Source organism: Sinomonas soli, assembly GCF_054782415.1.
Map to the genome: position 1 here is coordinate 14109 of NZ_BAAGSN010000013.1, position 16957 is coordinate 31065.

A 16957-nucleotide genomic window follows, 5' to 3' on the forward strand; every position below is an offset into this window, starting at 1 on the left:
ACGGTAGGCAACGCGGGGAGGGCCGGGGCCTGAACACCGCGGGTGGATAGTCTGGCCCCATGAACGCCACGCCCGCGCTGGGCCCGATGCCCCGGACGCTCGAGGTCGAGTCCCTTGAGCGCTTCGACGCGCTCGTGGCGGCCGGCCCGACGGCGCTCGCCGGGTGGCACGTCCAGTCCGTGGACCTCACGGGGCGCTCGGACATCCTCAAGCGCCTGGACCCCTCGGGGGCGATGTTCCTGGGGTGCCGCCTCCAGGACGGGATGGAGCAGTCGCTGCGCACTCGCGGGGCCCTCGTGTTCCCCATCCTGCCCGGCGTGCCGTTCGACCCCTACCGGCCCACCCTCTACACCGGGCCCGAGCTGTACGAGGGGGTCACCGCCCTGCCCTACGAGCAGACCCCGGACGCGCTCATCTACGCATGGACCAAGCGGCAGGGGAGGGCCGGCGTCGAGTCCGCCATCTCGGCCGCCCTCCACGACCACCACATCGGCGACGCCCTCCAGGACGCCCTCGAGGGCAAGTTCGCAGGGCGCCGGATCGTGGGCGTCATGGGCGGGCACGTCGCCCCGCGGGGAAGCCGGACGTACGACGACGCCGCCCGCCTCGGGCGCGGGCTCGCTGCGGCGGGGCTCGTGGTCGCCACCGGGGGAGGGCCCGGCGCGATGGAGGCCGCGAACCTCGGCGCCTACCTCTCGGCCTTCCCGGAGGGTGCGCTGGACGCGGCGCTGCGGCAGATCGCCGTCGTGCCCCTGTTCCGCCCGTCCGTGAGCGCGTGGGCGCGGGCGGCCCTCGGCGTCCTCGGCGGGTTCCCCGGCGGTGCCGAGAACCTCGGGGTGCCGACGTGGTTCTACGGCCACGAGCCGCCGAACATGTTCGCGACCCACATCGCCAAGTACTTCGCGAACTCCGTCCGCGAGGCGGTGCTCCTGGAGAAGTGCACCGGCGGGGTGGTCTTCCTCCCGGGCGCGGCGGGGACCGTGCAGGAGGTCTTCCAGGACGCGTGCGAGAACTACTACGGCGCGGACGGCACGATCACCCCGATGGTCCTCGTCGGGGTGCGGCACTGGACCGAGGAGCTGCCCGCGTGGCCGCTGCTCGAGAGCCTGGCCCGGGGCCGCGGCATGGCCGGGCGCGTGCACCTGGTCGACTCAGTCGAGGAGGCGGTCGCGGTCTTGCGCTGACCGCCGCCGGACGCAGGGACATGACCCCTCAGCGCAGGGACATGACCCCTCACCCGGTAGACCGGTTGAGGGGTCATGTCCCTAGGTTGAGGGGTCATGTCCCTAGGTTGAGGGGTCAGTCGAGCTCGCGCCGGGTCCCCTCCGGGGTGGACAGCACGGCCACGAAGGCGATGAGCAGGATCGCGACCCAGAACACCGCGACCGGCCACAGGGCGCCGCCGGCGGCGAGGATCAGGCCCGTGATGACCATCGGCGTGAAGCCGGCGCCGAGCATCGAGGCGCTGTGGTAGGCCAGCGAGGCGCCCGTGTAGCGGTACCGGGTGGGGAACTGCTCGGCGACGTACGCGGCGATGGGGCCGTAGAGGACGCCCTGGACGAGGCCGTTGCCGAGCACGATCGCGAGGGCGAAGCCCCAGAGGGTGCCGTTGGTCATCAGCAGCACCGTCGGGTAGGCCGCGACGATGCCGAGCAGCGCGCCGAAGGCGAGCACGCGGCGTCGTCCGAGGCGGTCGGAGAGGCGCGCCGAGACGAAGCACATCACGAGGGTCAGCACCGCCGCGGCGGCCTTGATGTTGAGCACGCCGTTCTTGTCGGCGCCCGACTCGACCGCCACGGAGACGCCCCACACCGTGGTCATGGCCTGGCAGACGTAGAAGGCGGTGGTCGCGGCGAGGCCGAGCAGCACGGCGCGCTTGGAGTGGCGGAGCACCTCCACGATCGGCACGCGGCGCTTCTCGCTGGCTGCCTCGAGTCGCTGGAAGGCCGGGGTCTCCGAGACCTTGAGGCGGATCACGAGGCCCACGCCGATCAGGACGGCGGAGAGCAGGAACGGCACCCGCCAGCCCCAGACGAGGAACTGGCTGCCGGAGAGGGCGGCGAAGAGGGAGAGGCCCAGCGTGCCCAGGATCGCGCCGGCCGGGCCGCCCGCGTTGGCGAAGGAGGCGGCGAAGCCGCGGTGCTTCTTCGGCGCGTGCTCGATCGCCATCAGCGCGGCGCCGCCCCATTCGCCGCCCACCGCGACGCCCTGGATGAGGCGCAGCACCACGAGCGTGATGGGGGCGGCCATGCCGACCTGGGCGGTCGTGGGGAGCAGGCCGATGGCCACCGTGCCCGCGCCCATGACGACCATCGAGAGCACGAGCACCTTCTTGCGGCCCACGAGGTCGCCGAAGTGGCCGAAGACCAGGCCGCCGAGCGGGCGCGCCACGTAGCCGACGGCGAGCGTCACGAAGGAGGCGAACAGCGCGAAGCCGGGGCCGAGGTTCGCGAAGAACACCTTGTCGAACACGAGCGAGGCGGCGGTCGCGTAGAGCATGAAGTCGTAGTACTCGATGGCGCTGCCGATGAAGGACGAGGCCAGGATGCGGCGCATGTCCTTGGTGTTGAGCGTCCCGACGGGCGCGGCGGTCTGGGAGGCCATCGTGGTGCTTTCAGTGGTCACAGGGGAATCCTCATTCCAATGATGGGCTGCTGGCGGCGTCAGCGCTGACGGCCGAACGGGATGACGTCGAGGTCCTTCGGGAGCACGAAGCGGCCGGAGAAGTGCTCGGCCGCCTCGGTCCACACGCTCTCCGGCGCGTGGCCGGGGACGAGATGGTGCAGGGCGAGTGCCGCGGCGCCGGCGGCCTCGGCGGCCTTGGCCGCCTCCCGCACGCTCGTGTGGGACTTGTAGTGGTGGTCCCGGGCGGCGCGGGAGGCCTCGTCGGTCCGGTCCCCGTAGAGGGACTCGACCCAGTCGAAGTCGATGGCCTCGTGCAGGAGCAGGTCCGTGCCCTGCGCGAGGGTGATGAGGTTGGGGGTGAAGCACGTGTCCCCGGAGATCGTCACGGAGCCCTCGGCGGTGTCGAAGCGGAACGCGAACGCCGGTGCGATGGGCGGGTGCTCGACGAGGATCGCGGTGACGGTCACCAGCTCGTCGCGGTAGACCTCGAACGGGGCCATCTCGGGGGTGGCATTGGTGTTCGGGTGGTAGCCGATGCCGGACGGGATCTCGATGTCCTCGGCGCGGAACACCTCGAGCGGGCTGGGCTTGAGCGAGTCGAGGATGCGGTCGTTCAGGTCCGTCGCGTGCGCGGCCATGAGCGCCTCGAACATCTCCCGCGTCCCGGGAGTTGGGTTGTGCGGGGCGAGCGTGGCCGGAGGCACGACGGCGCGCGGCGACACCGGGGGCAGCTCGCCGCGGTTGCCGGGGCCGATGATGCGCACCGGGTCCGTCCCGGCCCGGTGCTGGAGGGCGTAGAGGCCGAAGATGCCGATTCCGGCGAGGTCGTAGACGTGGTCGGAGTGGAGGTGGGTGATGAACAGGGCCCGCATCCCGGCGAGGTCGAGCCCGGACTGCGCGAGCCGGCGGCCGGCGCCCTGGCCGGCGTCGACGAGGTAGAACGCGTCCCCGACCACCACGGCGGTGGCGATGCCGGTGCGCTCGCCGGAGTCGGCGGCCGCCCACCAGCGCGGGCCGCCCGCGGTGCCGAGGGTGATGATGCGGGGTGCGAGGCTCGGGGCCATGGACAGAACTCCTGTGGGGCTGGACGACTGGGTCTGGGATCCAGTGTGGCCAGCGCCACAGCTTTTGTATAATCAATCAATTCGTACAGAACGATCAGGAATCCTTATGTCACCCGAGTTCACCCTCCGCCAGCTCGAGTACTTCGTGGCGGTGCTCGACGCCGGTTCCGTCACCGAGGCGGCCCGGCGCAGCAGCATCTCCCAGGCCGCGGCGTCGATGGCGATCGGCCAGCTCGAGCGCGCCCTCGGCGTGGACCTGTTCGTGCGGGCCCGGTCCAAGCGGCTCGTGCCCACGGAGGCGGGGACGGCGCTCGGCCTGCGCGCGCGCCGGGTGCTCGACGAGGCCTCCGAGATCCCCGCGACCGTGCGGGCCGGGTGGGAGGAACTGCGGGGACGGGTGCGGCTCGGGTGCATGATCGCGATCAGCCCGCGCCTCATGCCCAAGCTCCTGGCCGAGACCGCACGCCGGTGGCCGGAGATCGAGGTGGAGTTCGTCGAGGGCGCCGCGGAGGAGCTCCAGCGTGCGGTCGCCGGGGGCGAGCTCGACGCCGCGGTCGTCTACTCGCTGCAGGCGGTGCCCGGCGTCGACCTCGTGACCCTCGCCGAGTCGCGTCCGCACTTCCAGCTGGCCGAGGGCCATCCGCTCGCGGGGCGTGCGTCGCTGCGTTTCGCGGACCTCGCCGAGTACGACGCAGTCCTCTTCGATGTCCCCCCGAGCGCCGAGCGGGTCCTCGCCATGTTCGAGTCCGCTGGGGTGGCGCCGCGGGTGCGGTGGCGCAGCGTCGTGTCGGAGACGATCCGCGCGATCGTCGCGAGCGGACTCGGCTACTCGGTGACCAACGTCTGGGAGGGTGTCGAGGAGCTGTTCCGTGCCAGCGGTGTGGTGCTCGTGCCCGTGGCGGACCCGACGCCGCACAACGCGGTGGTCGCCGCCGTCCCGCCCGGGCTGCGCCGGCCGCGCAGGGTCGACGCCGTCCTCGGCGCTGCCCGCACGGTCGCATCCCCGGGTACACTCAACGTGATGTGATCCATGTCACGGCTGGCCGTTCCTCGTGGGCGGGGACGGGCCGTGCAGTCCAGGGGAGTCGTGACGATGAAGCCGGCCGCAGCGCCAACCCTCATCGCCTCGGTGAGCCGAGCGCTCGAGCTGGCCGACGCCGTCGCCCGCTCCTCGCGCCCGGTGCCGGCCAAGCAGCTCTCCCGGGCCACCGGGCTGAGCCTGGGGACCACGTACAACCTCCTCCGCACGCTCGTCCATGAGGAGTACCTCGCCCAGGAGCCCGACGGGTTCGTGCTCGGTCCAGCGCATCCCAGCCAGGCCGGTCTGGGTCCCGGCGCCCTCCTCGCCCGAGCACGCGCTGCCCTCACCGGCCTCCGCGACCACCTCAATGCGGCCGCCTACCTGAGCCGGTACGCGGACGGGGAGATCGAGATCGTGGACATCGTGGACGGCCCCACCGCGCCGCGGGTGGAGCTGTGGGTGGGGGTGCAGGAGAGCGGCCACGCCACTGCGTTCGGCAAGCAGATCCTCGCATCGCTGCCGGGCTCCGAGCGCGCGGACTACCTCGCGCGGCACCCGCTCGTGTCCCTGACGCCCTACACCGTCCGCACCTCGGGGGAGCTCGAGCGGCGTGCGGTCCTCAGCCCCGGCCTCTCGGTGGACCAGCAGGAGTACGCGCTGGGCAGCAAGTGCCTGGCGGTCCCGGTGGCCGCCCGCGGGTTCATCGGCTCCCTCGCGGTGTCCCTGCCGGTGGCCTCGAGGGCCTCGGCCGAGGACCTCGCCTGCCAGCTCGGCACCGCCGCGGAGCGGCTCTCGGTGACCATCGGGACCGAGTTCACCATCTGAAATTCCGCCCATACCCACTGCCTCCGCCCGCTCCTACGCTCAAGGCACCGGCACGCCGCGGCAGCGAGGCCGCGGCCGAGCGTGATGGAGGAACCATGACAGTCCAGCATGCCGCAGCCCCCACGGGGCTCGCGGCCACGGAGCGCGTCGAACTGCTCCGAACCATGATCCTGATCCGTGCCTTCGAGGAGGCCATCCTGCGGGACTACCACGCGGACAAGAAGCCCGCCTGGGACATCGGAGCTGGCCTGATCCCGGGGGAGATGCACCTCTCCGCCGGGCAGGAGCCGGTCGCAGCCGGGATCTGTGCGCACCTCACCGCGGAGGATGCCGTGACGGCCACCCACCGCCCGCACCACCTCGCCATCGCCCATGGCATGGATCTGAACAGGCTCGCCGCCGAGATCTACGGCCGCGAGACCGGACTCGGCCGCGGCCGCGGCGGGCACATGCACCTGTTCGACCCCGACACCCACTTCTCCTGCTCCGGGATCATCGCGGAGGGGTACCCGCCTGCGCTCGGGCAGGCGTTCGCGTTCCAGCGCCGCGGAACGGACCGGATCGCGGTCGCCGTGACGGGCGAGGGTGCGGCGAACCAGGGAGCGTTCCACGAGTCCCTCAACCTCGCGGCCCTGTGGAAGCTGCCGGTCGTCTTCGTCGTCGAGGACAACGACTGGGCGATCTCCGTCCCGCGGGGGTCCTCCACCTCGGTGCCCAACAATGCGGACCGCGCCGCCGGCTATGGAATTCCGGGCGTGCGCGTCGAGGGCAACGACGTCGAGGCCATCCACGCCGCCGCCGGCGGCGCCGTGGCGCGGGCGCGCGCGGGCGAGGGACCGAGCCTGCTCGAGATCCACACGCTGCGTCTGTGGGGTCACTTCGAGGGCGACGCCCAGGGGTACCGGCCCGAGCTTGCCGAGGTTCCCGGGCGTGATCCCATCCCCGCCTACGAGCAGGCGCTGACGGCCGAGGGCGCGCTCACCGCAGGCCGTGCCGACCAGTTCCGGGCCGAGGCGGGCCAGCGGGTGGAGGCAGCGCTCGAGTTCGCCAAGTCCTCGCCCACCCCCAAGCCGGAGGAAGCCCTCCGCTACGCCTTCGTGGAAGGAGCCTGACATGAGCGTCACGGCAGAGAACCCGGCAGCGGCCGGCGCGCACGCGGCGTCGTCCCTCCCGGTCGAGCCTGAGGCCGGAACGCGCCGCCTCAACACTGCGAAGGCCCTGCAGGAGGCGATTGCGTCCCAGATGGAGGCCGACCCCGAGGTGTTCGTCATGGGGGAGGACGTCGGAGCCTACGGCGGCATCTTCTCCTCCACCACCGGCCTCCTCGACAAGTTCGGCCCCCAGCGCGTCATCGACACGCCGATTTCGGAGACCGCGTTCATCGGCCTGGGCATCGGCGCGGCCGTGGAGGGCATGCGGCCGATCGTGGAGCTCATGTTCGTCGACTTCTTCGGCGTGTGCATGGACCAGATCTACAACCACATGGCCAAGATCCACTTCGAGTCCGGCGGCAACGTCAGGGTTCCGATGGTGCTCATGACGGCAACCGGCGGCGGCTATTCGGACGGCGCCCAGCACTCCCAGTCGCTGTGGGGCACGTTCGCCCACCTGCCGGGAATGAAGGTCGTGGTCCCGTCCACGCCGTATGACGCCAAGGGCCTCATGACCGCCGCCATCCGCTCCGACGATCCGGTCGTCTACATGTTCCACAAGGGCGTCATGGGCCTGCCGTGGATGGCCAAGAACAAGCGGAGCATCGGCGCGGTGCCCGAGCAGGACTACGTCGTGCCGATCGGGAAGGCCAGGGTGGCGCGCGAGGGCACGGACGTGAGCATCGTGACCCTCTCGCTGTCCGTGCACCACAGCCTGGACGTCGCTGAGAAGCTCGCCGGCGAGGGGATCAGCGTCGAGGTGCTGGACCTGCGCTCGGTCGTGCCGCTGGACCGCGAGGCCATTGCCGCGACCGCGGCCAAGACGGGCCGGGTGATCGTGGTGGACGAGGACTACCAGTCGTTCGGCCTCTCGGGCGAGATCGCCGCCACGCTTGCCGAGGACCCCTCGAGCCGCGGGGCCGCGTTCTCCCGGGTCTGCGTGCCGGACGTCCCGATCCCGTATGCGCGCGACCTCGAGTACGCGGTCCTGCCGACCCCGGCCCGGATCGAGGCGGCCGTCAGGGCGGCGGTGGCTGGATGAGCACGGAGGTCCGGTTCCCGAAGATGACGGACGCCGGCGACTCCTCCGGGGTGCTTGCGACCTGGTACGTCGAGGACGGGGAGCAGGTGTCCGAGGGGCAGGTGCTCGCCGACGTGGCGGTGGAGAAGGTCGACGCCGAGGTCACCGCGCCCGTAGCGGGGACGGTGACGCGCGCCGTGGACGAGGAGGCCGAGGTCGCCGAGGGGTCGGTGATCGCGACCATCGCGTAGGGACATGACCCCTCAACCCGTGCTGGCGTTGAGGGGTCATGTCCCTGTGGTGAGTGGTCACGCAAGGGCCGGGCAGCGGGCCCGGCGACCACGCGACGTCGTGCGCGGCCTCCGAGCCGCTAGCCGATGCCGACGCCGAAGAGGAACCCGAGGACGTACGTCACCGCGGCAGCGCCGAAGCCGATCGCGAGCTGGCGGAGGGCTCGGGTGAGCGGGGAGGCGCCGGCGAGCAGGCCCACCACGGCGCCCGTGCCCAGGAGCGCGAGGCCCACGAGGGCGCCCGCCACCACCAGGGCCGGAATCCCCACCATGCCGAACAGGAACGGCAGGATCGGCACGACGGCGCCGGAGGCGAAGAAGCAGAAGCTCGCGCCCGCCGCGCCCCAGGCGGAGCCGATGGCCTCGTGCTCGTCCTCGGCGGTCTCGGCCTCGGGGTGCAGGGACAGGCTCGGATCGCAGTCGCACGCGTAGTAGCCGAGGCGCTCGGCGGCGCGGTGCTCGGCGGCCTCCTGGCTCATGCCGCGCGCCTTGTAGACGAGGACGAGCTCGTTGGCGGTCAGGTCGAGGTCGGGCGCGGCCGCGAGCGTGACCTGGGTGGGCCTGGACGCGGAGAGGAGCTCGCGCTGGGACCGCACGGAGATGAACTCGCCGGCGCCCATCGACAGCGCGCCCGCGAGCAGGCCGGCCACGCCGGAGAGCAGCACCACGTGGCTCGCGACCCCGGACGCGGCCATGCCCGCCACGAGGGAGAGGTTGCTGACGAGGCCGTCGTTGGCGCCGAACACCGCGGCGCGGAACATGCCGGACAGGCGTGTGCGGCCGCGGACCGCGAGGCCGCGGACCACCTCTTCGTGGATGCGCTCGTCTGCCGCCATGGCGGGGGTCGCCGAGGGGTCGGTGGCGTAGGGGGAGCGGCCCTCGGCGCGCTGGGCCATCGCGAGGACGAACACGCTGCCGAAGTGCCGGGCCAGGAAGCCCAGGAACTGGCTGCGGAGCGAGGCCGGACGCGGCCTGCCCACCTTGTCGCCGAGCAGGGCCAGCCAGTGCGCCTCGTGCCGGCGCTCGGCTTCGGCCAGGCCGAGGAGGATGTCGCGCTCCTCGCCCATGCGCCGGCTGGCGAGCGAGCGGTAGATCGCCGCCTCGGCCTTCTCATCGGCCAGGTACTGGCGCCAGCGGCGGATGTCGGCCGGGGTGGGCTCCGGGCGGTGGCCGGGCTCCTGGGGGGTGGTGGTGTGCATGGGTACTCCTGCGTGGACGGATGCTCGTGGCCCCGTTGCCCCCGCCACTGTAGACCTTTCCGGCCCGGGTTTTCGGCCGGTGGCCCGGCATCCGGGAGTTCGGTGCACCGCAATCTGGTGGCGAGAACGACGCCGGGCGGTGCTGTCGCCCGCGAGGGGCGGCGGCGCCGTCGTGCGCGCCGCCCCGCGGCGGAGGTGCCTGGCGGGCAACAGAAGTTGCTCTATGCTGAGGTACCGGAATGCAGCCCCGCCACCGCCGCGGGGACCTGCCGCGCAGGAGAGAGAGCCGATGAAAGCACTGCCCGTCGAGCCGAGCAACGCCCCGGTGGCGATCGGCTCCCGCATCCGCGCGGCCCGGCAGTCCCAGCGCATGACCATCGAGCAGGTGGCAGACGCGACCGGCCTGACCAAGGGCTTCCTCTCGCGCGTGGAACGGGACCTGACCTCGCCGTCGGTCGCGTCGCTCGTGACGCTGTGCCAGGTCCTCTCGCTCTCGATCGGGGACCTCTTCGCCCAGCCGGAGACCCACCTGACGCGGGCCGCCGAGGCCCCGCGGATCTCGCTCGGTGGGGAGGGCATCGTCGAGAGGCTGCTCACGGGCCGCTCCGAGCGGCGCGTGCAGGTCCTCCAGGCGGACATCGAGCCGCGCGGTGCCGGTGAGTCGGAGCTGTACGCGGTGGACTGCGACGTGGACGTGCTCCACGTGGTGCGCGGCCGGATCGACCTGATCATGGCCAACGAGCGCTACTCCCTGGCCGCCGGGGACACCCTGACCTTCCCCGGGCGCGAGCCGCACACCTGGGTCAACCCCTCGGACGAGCCAGCGCGGCTCCTCTGGGTCCTCGTGCCCGCCGCCTCCCGCTGACCGGGGCCTGCCCGCCGGCCCCGCCCTGCCTCGGGTTTCGGGTACGCATCTCGTCGCATGATGCCCGTTTCGGGTACACGCCGCCGGCCGCACCAGCGCCTCGCAGCCAGCAAATGGACGACGCCGGCCGGTCGCCGGGCGCCGCCGGCGGGGCCAGCGCCGTGCGCGGCACCAGGACCCCGGGCGGGCCCTGTACCCGGAATGTCGAGAAGGCGACGAGATGCGTACCCGAAACGGCTAGAACGCGACGAGATGCGTACCCGAAATGGCAGACAGACGGCGGAGAGGGCCGGAAGGTGCGAGAGGGACGGTAGGGATGGCCGCGCTGCCGGCCGCGGGTCACAGTTCCCTCACGGTGTCCGTCCGGCAGGGCTGCCGGGTCACGGGGATATTTCAACTGAATGGATTTATCGGCAAGGCCCTGTTGCCCGAACCCGGGCGGTGTCACCGTGGGCTGTGCGGACGCGCTCCCGCATCCGTCATCCGCACCCCTGATCCATACCGTCCTCCGCACCCCACCGCCCCCGAGGTACACCGCCATGCCCTCCACCGTCCGCCCGCGCCGGCTTGCCGCGATCAGCTCCGCTGCCCTCTCGGCCGCCGCCCTCTCCCTCGCCCTGTCCGGGTGCGCCAGCATGGCAAGCACCGCCGCGCCGGCCCCCTCCCAGCCGGCGCCGAGCGCCACCGCGTCGCCGAGCCGGCTGCCGCCATCGGCCGGCACCAGCAGCAGCACCAGCACCGCGGCGCGCCCGGCGCTGGCGACCTACAAGCTCCCCGGCGGGGCGGTGTCCTTCGACTACCCCCGCCGCTGGACGGTCGAGCTGTTCCATGCCGCCTCCGCATCCGTGCCCACGGCGACGGCGACCCTCCAGGACGCGGACGGCCGGAAGATGGCCACCGTGTCCATCGCAGCGATCGGCGACGTCGTGGGCCACGCGGGCCCGCGCACCGTCTTCGAGTCAGTCGCCGTCCCCGGGCTCGCCGGGCTGCCGGGAGCCCCGGCGCACGCCTCGTTCTACCGCGTCGGGGCAGACGGGGGCGCCCAGTTCGCGCTCGAGCTCACCGCAGGGGCGGTCACCCCCGGCGAGAACGCGCCCGGGAGCGCGCCGGAGGGCCTGGTCCGGACCCGGGACGGCATCTTGGCGGCAGCGGCCGTGTGGGACTCGCGGGCGCCCTTCGCCTCCGACGAGGCCGCCCGGGCCTGGTATTCCTCGGCCGAGGGGCGCGCGGTGCGGGATGTGCTGCTGAGCGTCCGGGCAAAGTGAGGCACGTGTGTGTATCGCTTCGGGAACGGCGCCTCCGGCCTCTGGCCAAACGGTGGCGCGGGTGGAACAGTGGGCCTCGAGCGCTCGGCATCCATCGCGCTCAGGGGGATGACTCGATGCACTCCGCACCTCTTCGGGGGCGCCGGTGGCCTGCCGCGGCCCACACCGTCGTGGCGCTGCTCGCCGCCGGCGTCCTCGTCGGGTGCTCCGCCGGACCGCCCGTCGCCCGGCCGCGGACGACGGCGGCCGGCCCCGCGCCGTCGTCGGCGTCACCGAGCGGGGCGTCGCCAAGCAGGGCGACCTCGGAGGCGGCGCCGGCGATCCACCGCTTCACCTCCCACCCGCTCTCCTTCCGTTACCCCTCCGACTGGTCCGTCGCGGCCGAGGTGCGCCCGATCGGTCCGGCCGGCGAGGTGCGGGAGACGGCGACCGTGCTCGACGGCGGCGGCCGCCGGCTCCTCGACGTCTTCGTCAACTGGGCCCCGCAGGACGTGGGCCCGGAGGTCACGCGCGCCGTCCTCGACGCGGAGCCCGTGCCCGGACTCGGCTCGGCGGCCGTGCACCCCGGCTACTACGCCTTCTACGCGGAGACCGAGGCGGGGGCTCTGGACCGGAGCGGGCGCCCCGCGGTCACGTACTCGATGACCCTCTCCCCGGGGCGGCCGCTGGACGGCCCGGGCCAGCGGCACGGCGGCCCGTTCGACAGCACCGTCCGGATCGCCGCGGGGTACTCGGTCGGCGCCGATGCGAGCGCAGACCTCATGACGTTCGGCGACGCGGCCGAGGCGCTCCGCTGGCTCGGCTCGGAGGACGGGCAGCGGCTGAAGGCCGTCCTGATGAGCCTGACCGTGTACTAGCGCGGTGCTGGCGCCGTGTTCTGGCGCCGCCCGAGGAGGGGAGGGGCGGCGTCCCCGTCCCTACCTCGCGGCGCCAGCGGGCAGGACCACGAGTTCGGCCTTGCCGTCGGTGAAGAACTCGTCGCCGCTCGCGTTGTGCCCCATCTGGGGGTCGGTGCGCTGGAAGAGGGTGCCGGGCAGCCCGAGGGAACCGGTGATGTAGGCCCGCTCGGCGTCGACCTGGGGATCGATGTGGTGGGTGGGCAGCTTCGCGGAGCCGGCCAGCTCGATGCCGTCGTCGAAGCTGGCCGTTGCCTCCCACACGTCCCGGCCGTCCGGCGCGGTGAACCCGGTCCGCCAGATGCGGATGTGGTGGCGCTGCCGCAGGGAGTTCGCCGCCGTGGCCTTCTGGAACGCGACGGTCTCGGGCTGGGCATCCATGAACGCCGGCGTGACGGGGGCCGAGGCGTACTGGCCCCCCTGGAAGCCGACGGCGAAGGCCCGCAGCGTGTTCGCGAGGGTCGAGGGGTCGGCCTGCTGCCACCCCGCCCGGGTGAAGGCCCGTGCCACCTGCTCCTCAGAGCCGACGAAGACGAAGCTGGCCGGCTCCATGCGTCCCCCCGTGAGCGTCTCGCTGTAGAGGGGCAGCCGGGAGAACGCCGCGGCATCCAGGGACGGGAGCGCCTGGGTGGGCTCGCGCACCGTGTGCTCCTGCGGGTGGACGAGGGCCGGCCCCAGCCCGATGGCGAAGACGAGGGCGGCCGCCGGGGCCACGGCGACGGCGCGGCCCGGGATGCCGGGGCGGTGCCGGACCCTCCGGAGGGGGAAGCGGGCGGCGATCTCGAGGGCGCCGACGACGGCGGCGAGCAGGGCCGCTCCCAGGAGCATCCCGCCCCAGACGTCGGAGACGTAGTGCACCCCGAGGTACACCCGGCTCATGGTCACGAGCAGGACCGCGAGGAGGTAGGCGGCGACCGTGAGGGTCCGCGCCCAGGCCGAGCGGAGGGACTTGAACACGAGGTAGGCGATGATCCCGAACACGACCGTGGCCCGCACCGCGTGCCCGCTCGGGAAGCTCGGTGAGGTCTCGGTCACGAGCGCGAGCGCCGTGGCCGGGCGCGGCCGGCCGCCGATGTCCTTTGCGACGGTGAACAGGAGCTCCTGCGCCGCCACGGTGGCCACCACGGCCGCCGCGAGGAGCCGCTCGCGCCGCCACCACAGGATGGCCACGGCGATGACGGTCATCACGAGGACCGACTGGAAGCTCCCGAGCGCGGTGGCGACGGTGAACACGGCGGTCTCGCCCGGCGTGCGGACAGCCGGCATGAGGTGGGCGATCCGTGCGTCGACCTGCGTGAGCGGCCCGCGGGCCGCGACGGTGACGGCCAGTCCCAGGAACTCGGCGAGCGGCACGGCGGCGATCACTGCGGTCGCCGTGAGCCACAGGCCCGAGGCCCGGTCCAGCCGGAACCTGTCCCGCAGCCACGGCAGCGGCCGCGCCTCGGAGGTGAGGGCCCGCACCACGTACTCGTTGGTGCGCAGCCCCGACCACGCCGACGCGGCGAGGGAGCGCATCACGGCCGACGGCGCGGCGAGCGCGCGGACGATCGCGAGCACGAAGACGGCCGCGAAGACCACCTCGAGGAAGACCGCCGCGAGGAAGAGCATGGGGGAGATGAACAGCGAGAGGGTGCGCACCGCGTAGAAGCAGGCCGCCATCAGCACGATCATTGTGGCCGCCACCGCGAGGTGCCGGCCGGGTCCGCGCGACGCGCCGCGGCGCTCCGGAAGGGTCTGCCGGTTCCCTGTCATGGCCCGATCCTTCCCCCGGGCGTCTAAGACGAATCTAAGAAACACCCGGAGCGGCCAGGGCCGCGCCGGGGGAGGGCTCTGTCCGGGGGTGTTCGCGTAAACATCGGGTGCATATGAGGCAACTTGTGCGGTAGTGTGGGGCCACGGTTCACCCACTATGGAAGGCCTGCCTTGGAAGAGCTGCGCATCGAGGAGAACGGCAACCTCGGTCCCATCGATTCGTCCCGCGTCCCACGCTTCGCCGGCGCGGCGACGTTCGCCCGCCTGCCCCGCCTCGACCAGGTGGCCCGCGCGGACGTCGCCGTCGTGGGCGTGCCGTTCGACGCCGGCGTCTCCTACCGCCCGGGGGCCCGCTTCGGGGCCAACCACGTGCGCGAGGCGAGCCGGCTGCTGCGCCCGTACAACCCGGCGCTGGACGCCTCGCCGTTCGCCAACGCCCAGGTGGCCGACGCCGGGGACATGGCGGTGAACCCGTTCAACATCCACGAGGCGATCGAATCGATCCAGCAGGACGCGCTGGACCTGACGGCCGACGGCGCGCGCCTCCTCACGCTCGGCGGCGACCACACGATCGCCCTCCCGCTCCTGCGGGCCGCGTCCGAGCGGGCGGGGGAGCCCGTGGCGCTCCTGCACTTCGATGCCCACCTCGACACGTGGGACACCTACTTCGGCGCCGAGTACACGCACGGCACCCCGTTCCGCCGCGCGGTCGAGGAGGGCATCCTCGACACCGAGGCGATCTCCCACGTCGGCACCCGCGGCCCGCTGTACGGCAAGCGCGACCTCGAGGACGACCGCCGCTTCGGCTTCGGGATCGTCACCTCCTCGGACGTCTACTACCAGGGCGTGCGCGAGGTCGTCGCGAAGCTGCGCGAGCGCATCGGCGGCCGCCCGCTCTACGTCTCCGTGGACATCGACGTCCTCGACCCGGCCCATGCCCCCGGCACCGGCACCCCCGAGGCCGGCGGGATCACGAGCCGCGAGCTGCTCGAGATCCTGCGCGGGCTGCGCGGGCTCAACCTCGTCGGCGCCGACGTCGTCGAGGTCGCCCCCGCCTACGACCACGCCGAGATGACCGCCGTGGCTGCGAGCCACGTCGCCTACGACCTGGTGACCCTCATGAGCGAGCTCCCCGCCGGCGGTGCCCGGTGAGCCCCGTCGAGTCGCCCTGGACGGGCGAGGCGCAGGCGCTGCAGGCCGCCGGGGCGCGGGAACTGCAGGCCCGGGAACTGCAGGCCCGGGAATCGGGCGGCGCGGCGGAGTCGGAGGGCGAGGGGGCCGGCGTCGTGCGCGGTGCCGGGCCCCGCAACGGCGGCGACCTCGTGGTCGAGACGCTCGAGGCGCTCGGCGCGAAGACCGTGTTCGGCATCCCCGGCCAGCACGCGCTCGGACTGTTCGACGCGATGGGCCGGGGGAACCTCTCGTTCGTCTCCAGTCGGGTGGAGAACAACTCGGCGTTCGCGGCGGACGGCTACTCGCGCGCCACGGGCGAGGTCGGGGTCCTGTTCCTCTCGACCGGCCCGGGCGCCCTGACCTCCCTCGCGGGCCTGCAGGAGGCCTACGCGACCGGCGTGCCGATGGTCGTCATCGCCAGCCAGATCCCGCTCGAGGGCCTCGGCGCCCGCCGCAAGGGCATGCTCCACCAGCTCGACGACCAGAAGGCCTCGGCCGCGAACGTCACCAAGAGCCAGCGCCTCATCCAGCACGCCTCCGGCATACCCTCGGCCATCCAGGACGCCTGGACGGACGCGATCTCCTCCCCGCAGGGGCCCGTGTGGGTCGAGATCCCGCAGAACGTGCTCCTCGATCCGGTCATGGTCCCGCCCGTCGAGGACGCCCTCGCCGAGGCCGCGGACAACCCGCCCCGGGTCGAGCTGGTCCGCGAGGCCGTCGCGTGGCTCCGCGGGGCGCGCCGGCCCGCGATCATCGCCGGAGGCGGGACCCGCCGCGGGCACGCCGAGGCGTCCCTGCGCCGCCTCGCCGAGCAGCTGCGCGCGCCCGTGATCTGCACACCGGGCGGCAAGGGCGCCTTCCCCTGGGAGCACCCGCTCTCGCTCCAGTCGTGGATCGAGGACCGGCACATGACCGAGGTCCTCGAGGACGCGGACGTGCTCGTGGTGGTCGGCTCCTCCCTCGGCGAGGTCACCTCCAACTACTTCACGTTCGAGCCCCGCGGCCGGATCATCCAGATCGACGCCGAGCCGCGGGTGCTCGAGTCCAACCGGCCGGGCCTGGGCATCCGCGCCGACGCCGGGCAGGCACTCGCCGCGCTCGAGACCGCGCTCGCCGCGCCCGCGGCCGGCGCCGCCGCCGGGGGCAGCCCGGCGCCGGACTGGCACGGGAGGGCGCCGGAGGAGGTCGTGGCCGAGGTGCTCGGCAAGGTCCGGGTGCGGCTCGAGTCGCAGGACCTGGCCAAGGAGCTGGCCTTCATGGCGGACGTCCGCGCCGCCGTGCCGGATGAGATGCAGACGTTCTGGGACATGACGATCTCCGCCTACTGGGCCTGGAGCTGCTGGGACTCCCGCGCCGGGCAGTTCCACTCCGCCCAGGGCGCCGGCGGGCTCGGGTTCGGCTTCCCCGCGGCGATCGGCGGGGCCGTGGGCCTGGCCACGCTCGGGCGGCCCGCCCGGGTCCTGGCCGTATCCGGGGACGGCTCCGCGATGTACTCGATCGCCGAGCTGGCCACCGCGCGCCAGCACCACGTGCCCGTCACCTGGCTCATCGTGGACGACGGCGGCTACGGGATCCTGCGCGAGTACATGGTCGACGCGTTCGGCAAGGCCACCGCGACCGAGCTCGTCCGCCCCGACTTCGTGGCGCTCGCCGAGTCGTTCGGCGTGCCCGCCCGGCGCGTGCCCGTGGAGGGCGTGCGGGAGGCGCTCGAGGAGAGCCTCGCCGCGGACGGGCCCAACGTCGTCGTGGTCGAGACGCTCCTGAAGATGTTCGCCCCGACCCACCTCGGCTAGCGGGGGAGCGTCCGCCG

Annotated in this window: 15 protein-coding genes; 11 read left to right on the forward strand and 4 right to left on the reverse strand. The window is 73.1% G+C overall.

From position 1 onward, the window contains the following. Window positions 1-59 precede the first annotated feature (59 nt). A complete protein-coding gene (locus ACYVKZ_RS12115; protein WP_460992504.1) occupies window positions 60-1184 on the forward strand; it encodes an LOG family protein in 1125 nt (374 codons plus the stop codon). A gap of 115 nt (window positions 1185-1299) precedes the next feature. On the opposite strand, the gene ACYVKZ_RS12120 is transcribed toward ACYVKZ_RS12115, so the two are convergent. Next, window positions 1300-2625: an MFS transporter gene (locus ACYVKZ_RS12120; protein WP_460992505.1), complete on the reverse strand. Its 1326-nt coding sequence runs from the start codon at window positions 2623-2625 to the stop codon at window positions 1300-1302. A 38-nt stretch (window positions 2626-2663) separates the two neighbouring features. Beyond that, entirely contained in the window at window positions 2664-3689 is a 1026-nt protein-coding gene (locus ACYVKZ_RS12125; RefSeq protein WP_460992506.1) for an MBL fold metallo-hydrolase, read from the reverse strand. 106 nt (window positions 3690-3795) lie between these two features. On the opposite strand from ACYVKZ_RS12125, the gene ACYVKZ_RS12130 reads away from it, so the two are divergent. The 5 genes from ACYVKZ_RS12130 to ACYVKZ_RS12150 all read left to right on the forward strand — a co-directional run bounded on the left by ACYVKZ_RS12130 (window position 3796) and on the right by ACYVKZ_RS12150 (window position 7958). After that, the gene (locus ACYVKZ_RS12130; RefSeq protein WP_460992507.1) at window positions 3796-4716 is read left to right on the forward strand and encodes a LysR family transcriptional regulator; all 921 of its coding nucleotides are present in this window, start codon (window positions 3796-3798) and stop codon (window positions 4714-4716) included. 66 nt (window positions 4717-4782) lie between these two features. Further along, entirely contained in the window at window positions 4783-5535 is a 753-nt protein-coding gene (locus ACYVKZ_RS12135) for an IclR family transcriptional regulator (protein WP_460992724.1), read from the forward strand. A 95-nt stretch (window positions 5536-5630) separates the two neighbouring features. Continuing rightward, window positions 5631-6647 (forward strand): thiamine pyrophosphate-dependent dehydrogenase E1 component subunit alpha, encoded by a 1017-nt coding sequence (locus tag ACYVKZ_RS12140; RefSeq protein WP_460992508.1) that lies wholly within the window; start codon window positions 5631-5633, stop codon window positions 6645-6647. A 1-nt stretch (window position 6648) separates the two neighbouring features. Further along, window positions 6649-7728: an alpha-ketoacid dehydrogenase subunit beta gene (locus tag ACYVKZ_RS12145; protein ID WP_460992509.1), complete on the forward strand. Its 1080-nt coding sequence runs from the start codon at window positions 6649-6651 to the stop codon at window positions 7726-7728. Then, complete coding sequence (locus tag ACYVKZ_RS12150; RefSeq protein ID WP_066496443.1) at window positions 7725-7958, forward strand: biotin/lipoyl-containing protein; 234 nt, start codon at window positions 7725-7727, stop codon at window positions 7956-7958. The genes ACYVKZ_RS12145 and ACYVKZ_RS12150 overlap by 4 nt, the downstream gene beginning before the upstream one ends. A 119-nt stretch (window positions 7959-8077) precedes the next feature. Here ACYVKZ_RS12150 and ACYVKZ_RS12155 read toward each other — a convergent pair whose 3' ends face one another. After that, complete coding sequence (locus tag ACYVKZ_RS12155) at window positions 8078-9196, reverse strand: VIT1/CCC1 transporter family protein (RefSeq protein WP_460992510.1); 1119 nt, start codon at window positions 9194-9196, stop codon at window positions 8078-8080. Between the two features lie 289 nt (window positions 9197-9485). Between ACYVKZ_RS12155 and ACYVKZ_RS12160 the strand changes: the two genes are divergently transcribed. The 3 genes from ACYVKZ_RS12160 to ACYVKZ_RS12170 all read left to right on the forward strand — a co-directional run bounded on the left by ACYVKZ_RS12160 (window position 9486) and on the right by ACYVKZ_RS12170 (window position 12183). Continuing rightward, a complete protein-coding gene (locus tag ACYVKZ_RS12160; RefSeq protein WP_460992511.1) occupies window positions 9486-10061 on the forward strand; it encodes a cupin domain-containing protein in 576 nt (191 codons plus the stop codon). 539 nt (window positions 10062-10600) lie between these two features. Then, a complete protein-coding gene (locus ACYVKZ_RS12165; protein WP_460992512.1) occupies window positions 10601-11326 on the forward strand; it encodes a hypothetical protein in 726 nt (241 codons plus the stop codon). Window positions 11327-11442: 116 nt separating this feature from the next. Then, entirely contained in the window at window positions 11443-12183 is a 741-nt protein-coding gene (locus ACYVKZ_RS12170) for a hypothetical protein (RefSeq protein ID WP_460992513.1), read from the forward strand. A gap of 60 nt (window positions 12184-12243) precedes the next feature. Here ACYVKZ_RS12170 and ACYVKZ_RS12175 read toward each other — a convergent pair whose 3' ends face one another. After that, on the reverse strand, window positions 12244-13974 hold the full coding sequence (locus tag ACYVKZ_RS12175; RefSeq protein WP_460992514.1) for an LssY C-terminal domain-containing protein: 1731 nt from the start codon (window positions 13972-13974) through the stop codon (window positions 12244-12246). 171 nt (window positions 13975-14145) lie between these two features. On the opposite strand from ACYVKZ_RS12175, the gene speB reads away from it, so the two are divergent. After that, window positions 14146-15126, forward strand: a complete 981-nt coding sequence (speB, locus tag ACYVKZ_RS12180) for an agmatinase (RefSeq protein ID WP_460992515.1) — start codon at window positions 14146-14148, stop codon at window positions 15124-15126. A 134-nt stretch (window positions 15127-15260) separates the two neighbouring features. Beyond that, a complete protein-coding gene (locus ACYVKZ_RS12185; RefSeq protein ID WP_460992725.1) occupies window positions 15261-16940 on the forward strand; it encodes a thiamine pyrophosphate-binding protein in 1680 nt (559 codons plus the stop codon). Window positions 16941-16957 lie beyond the last annotated feature (17 nt).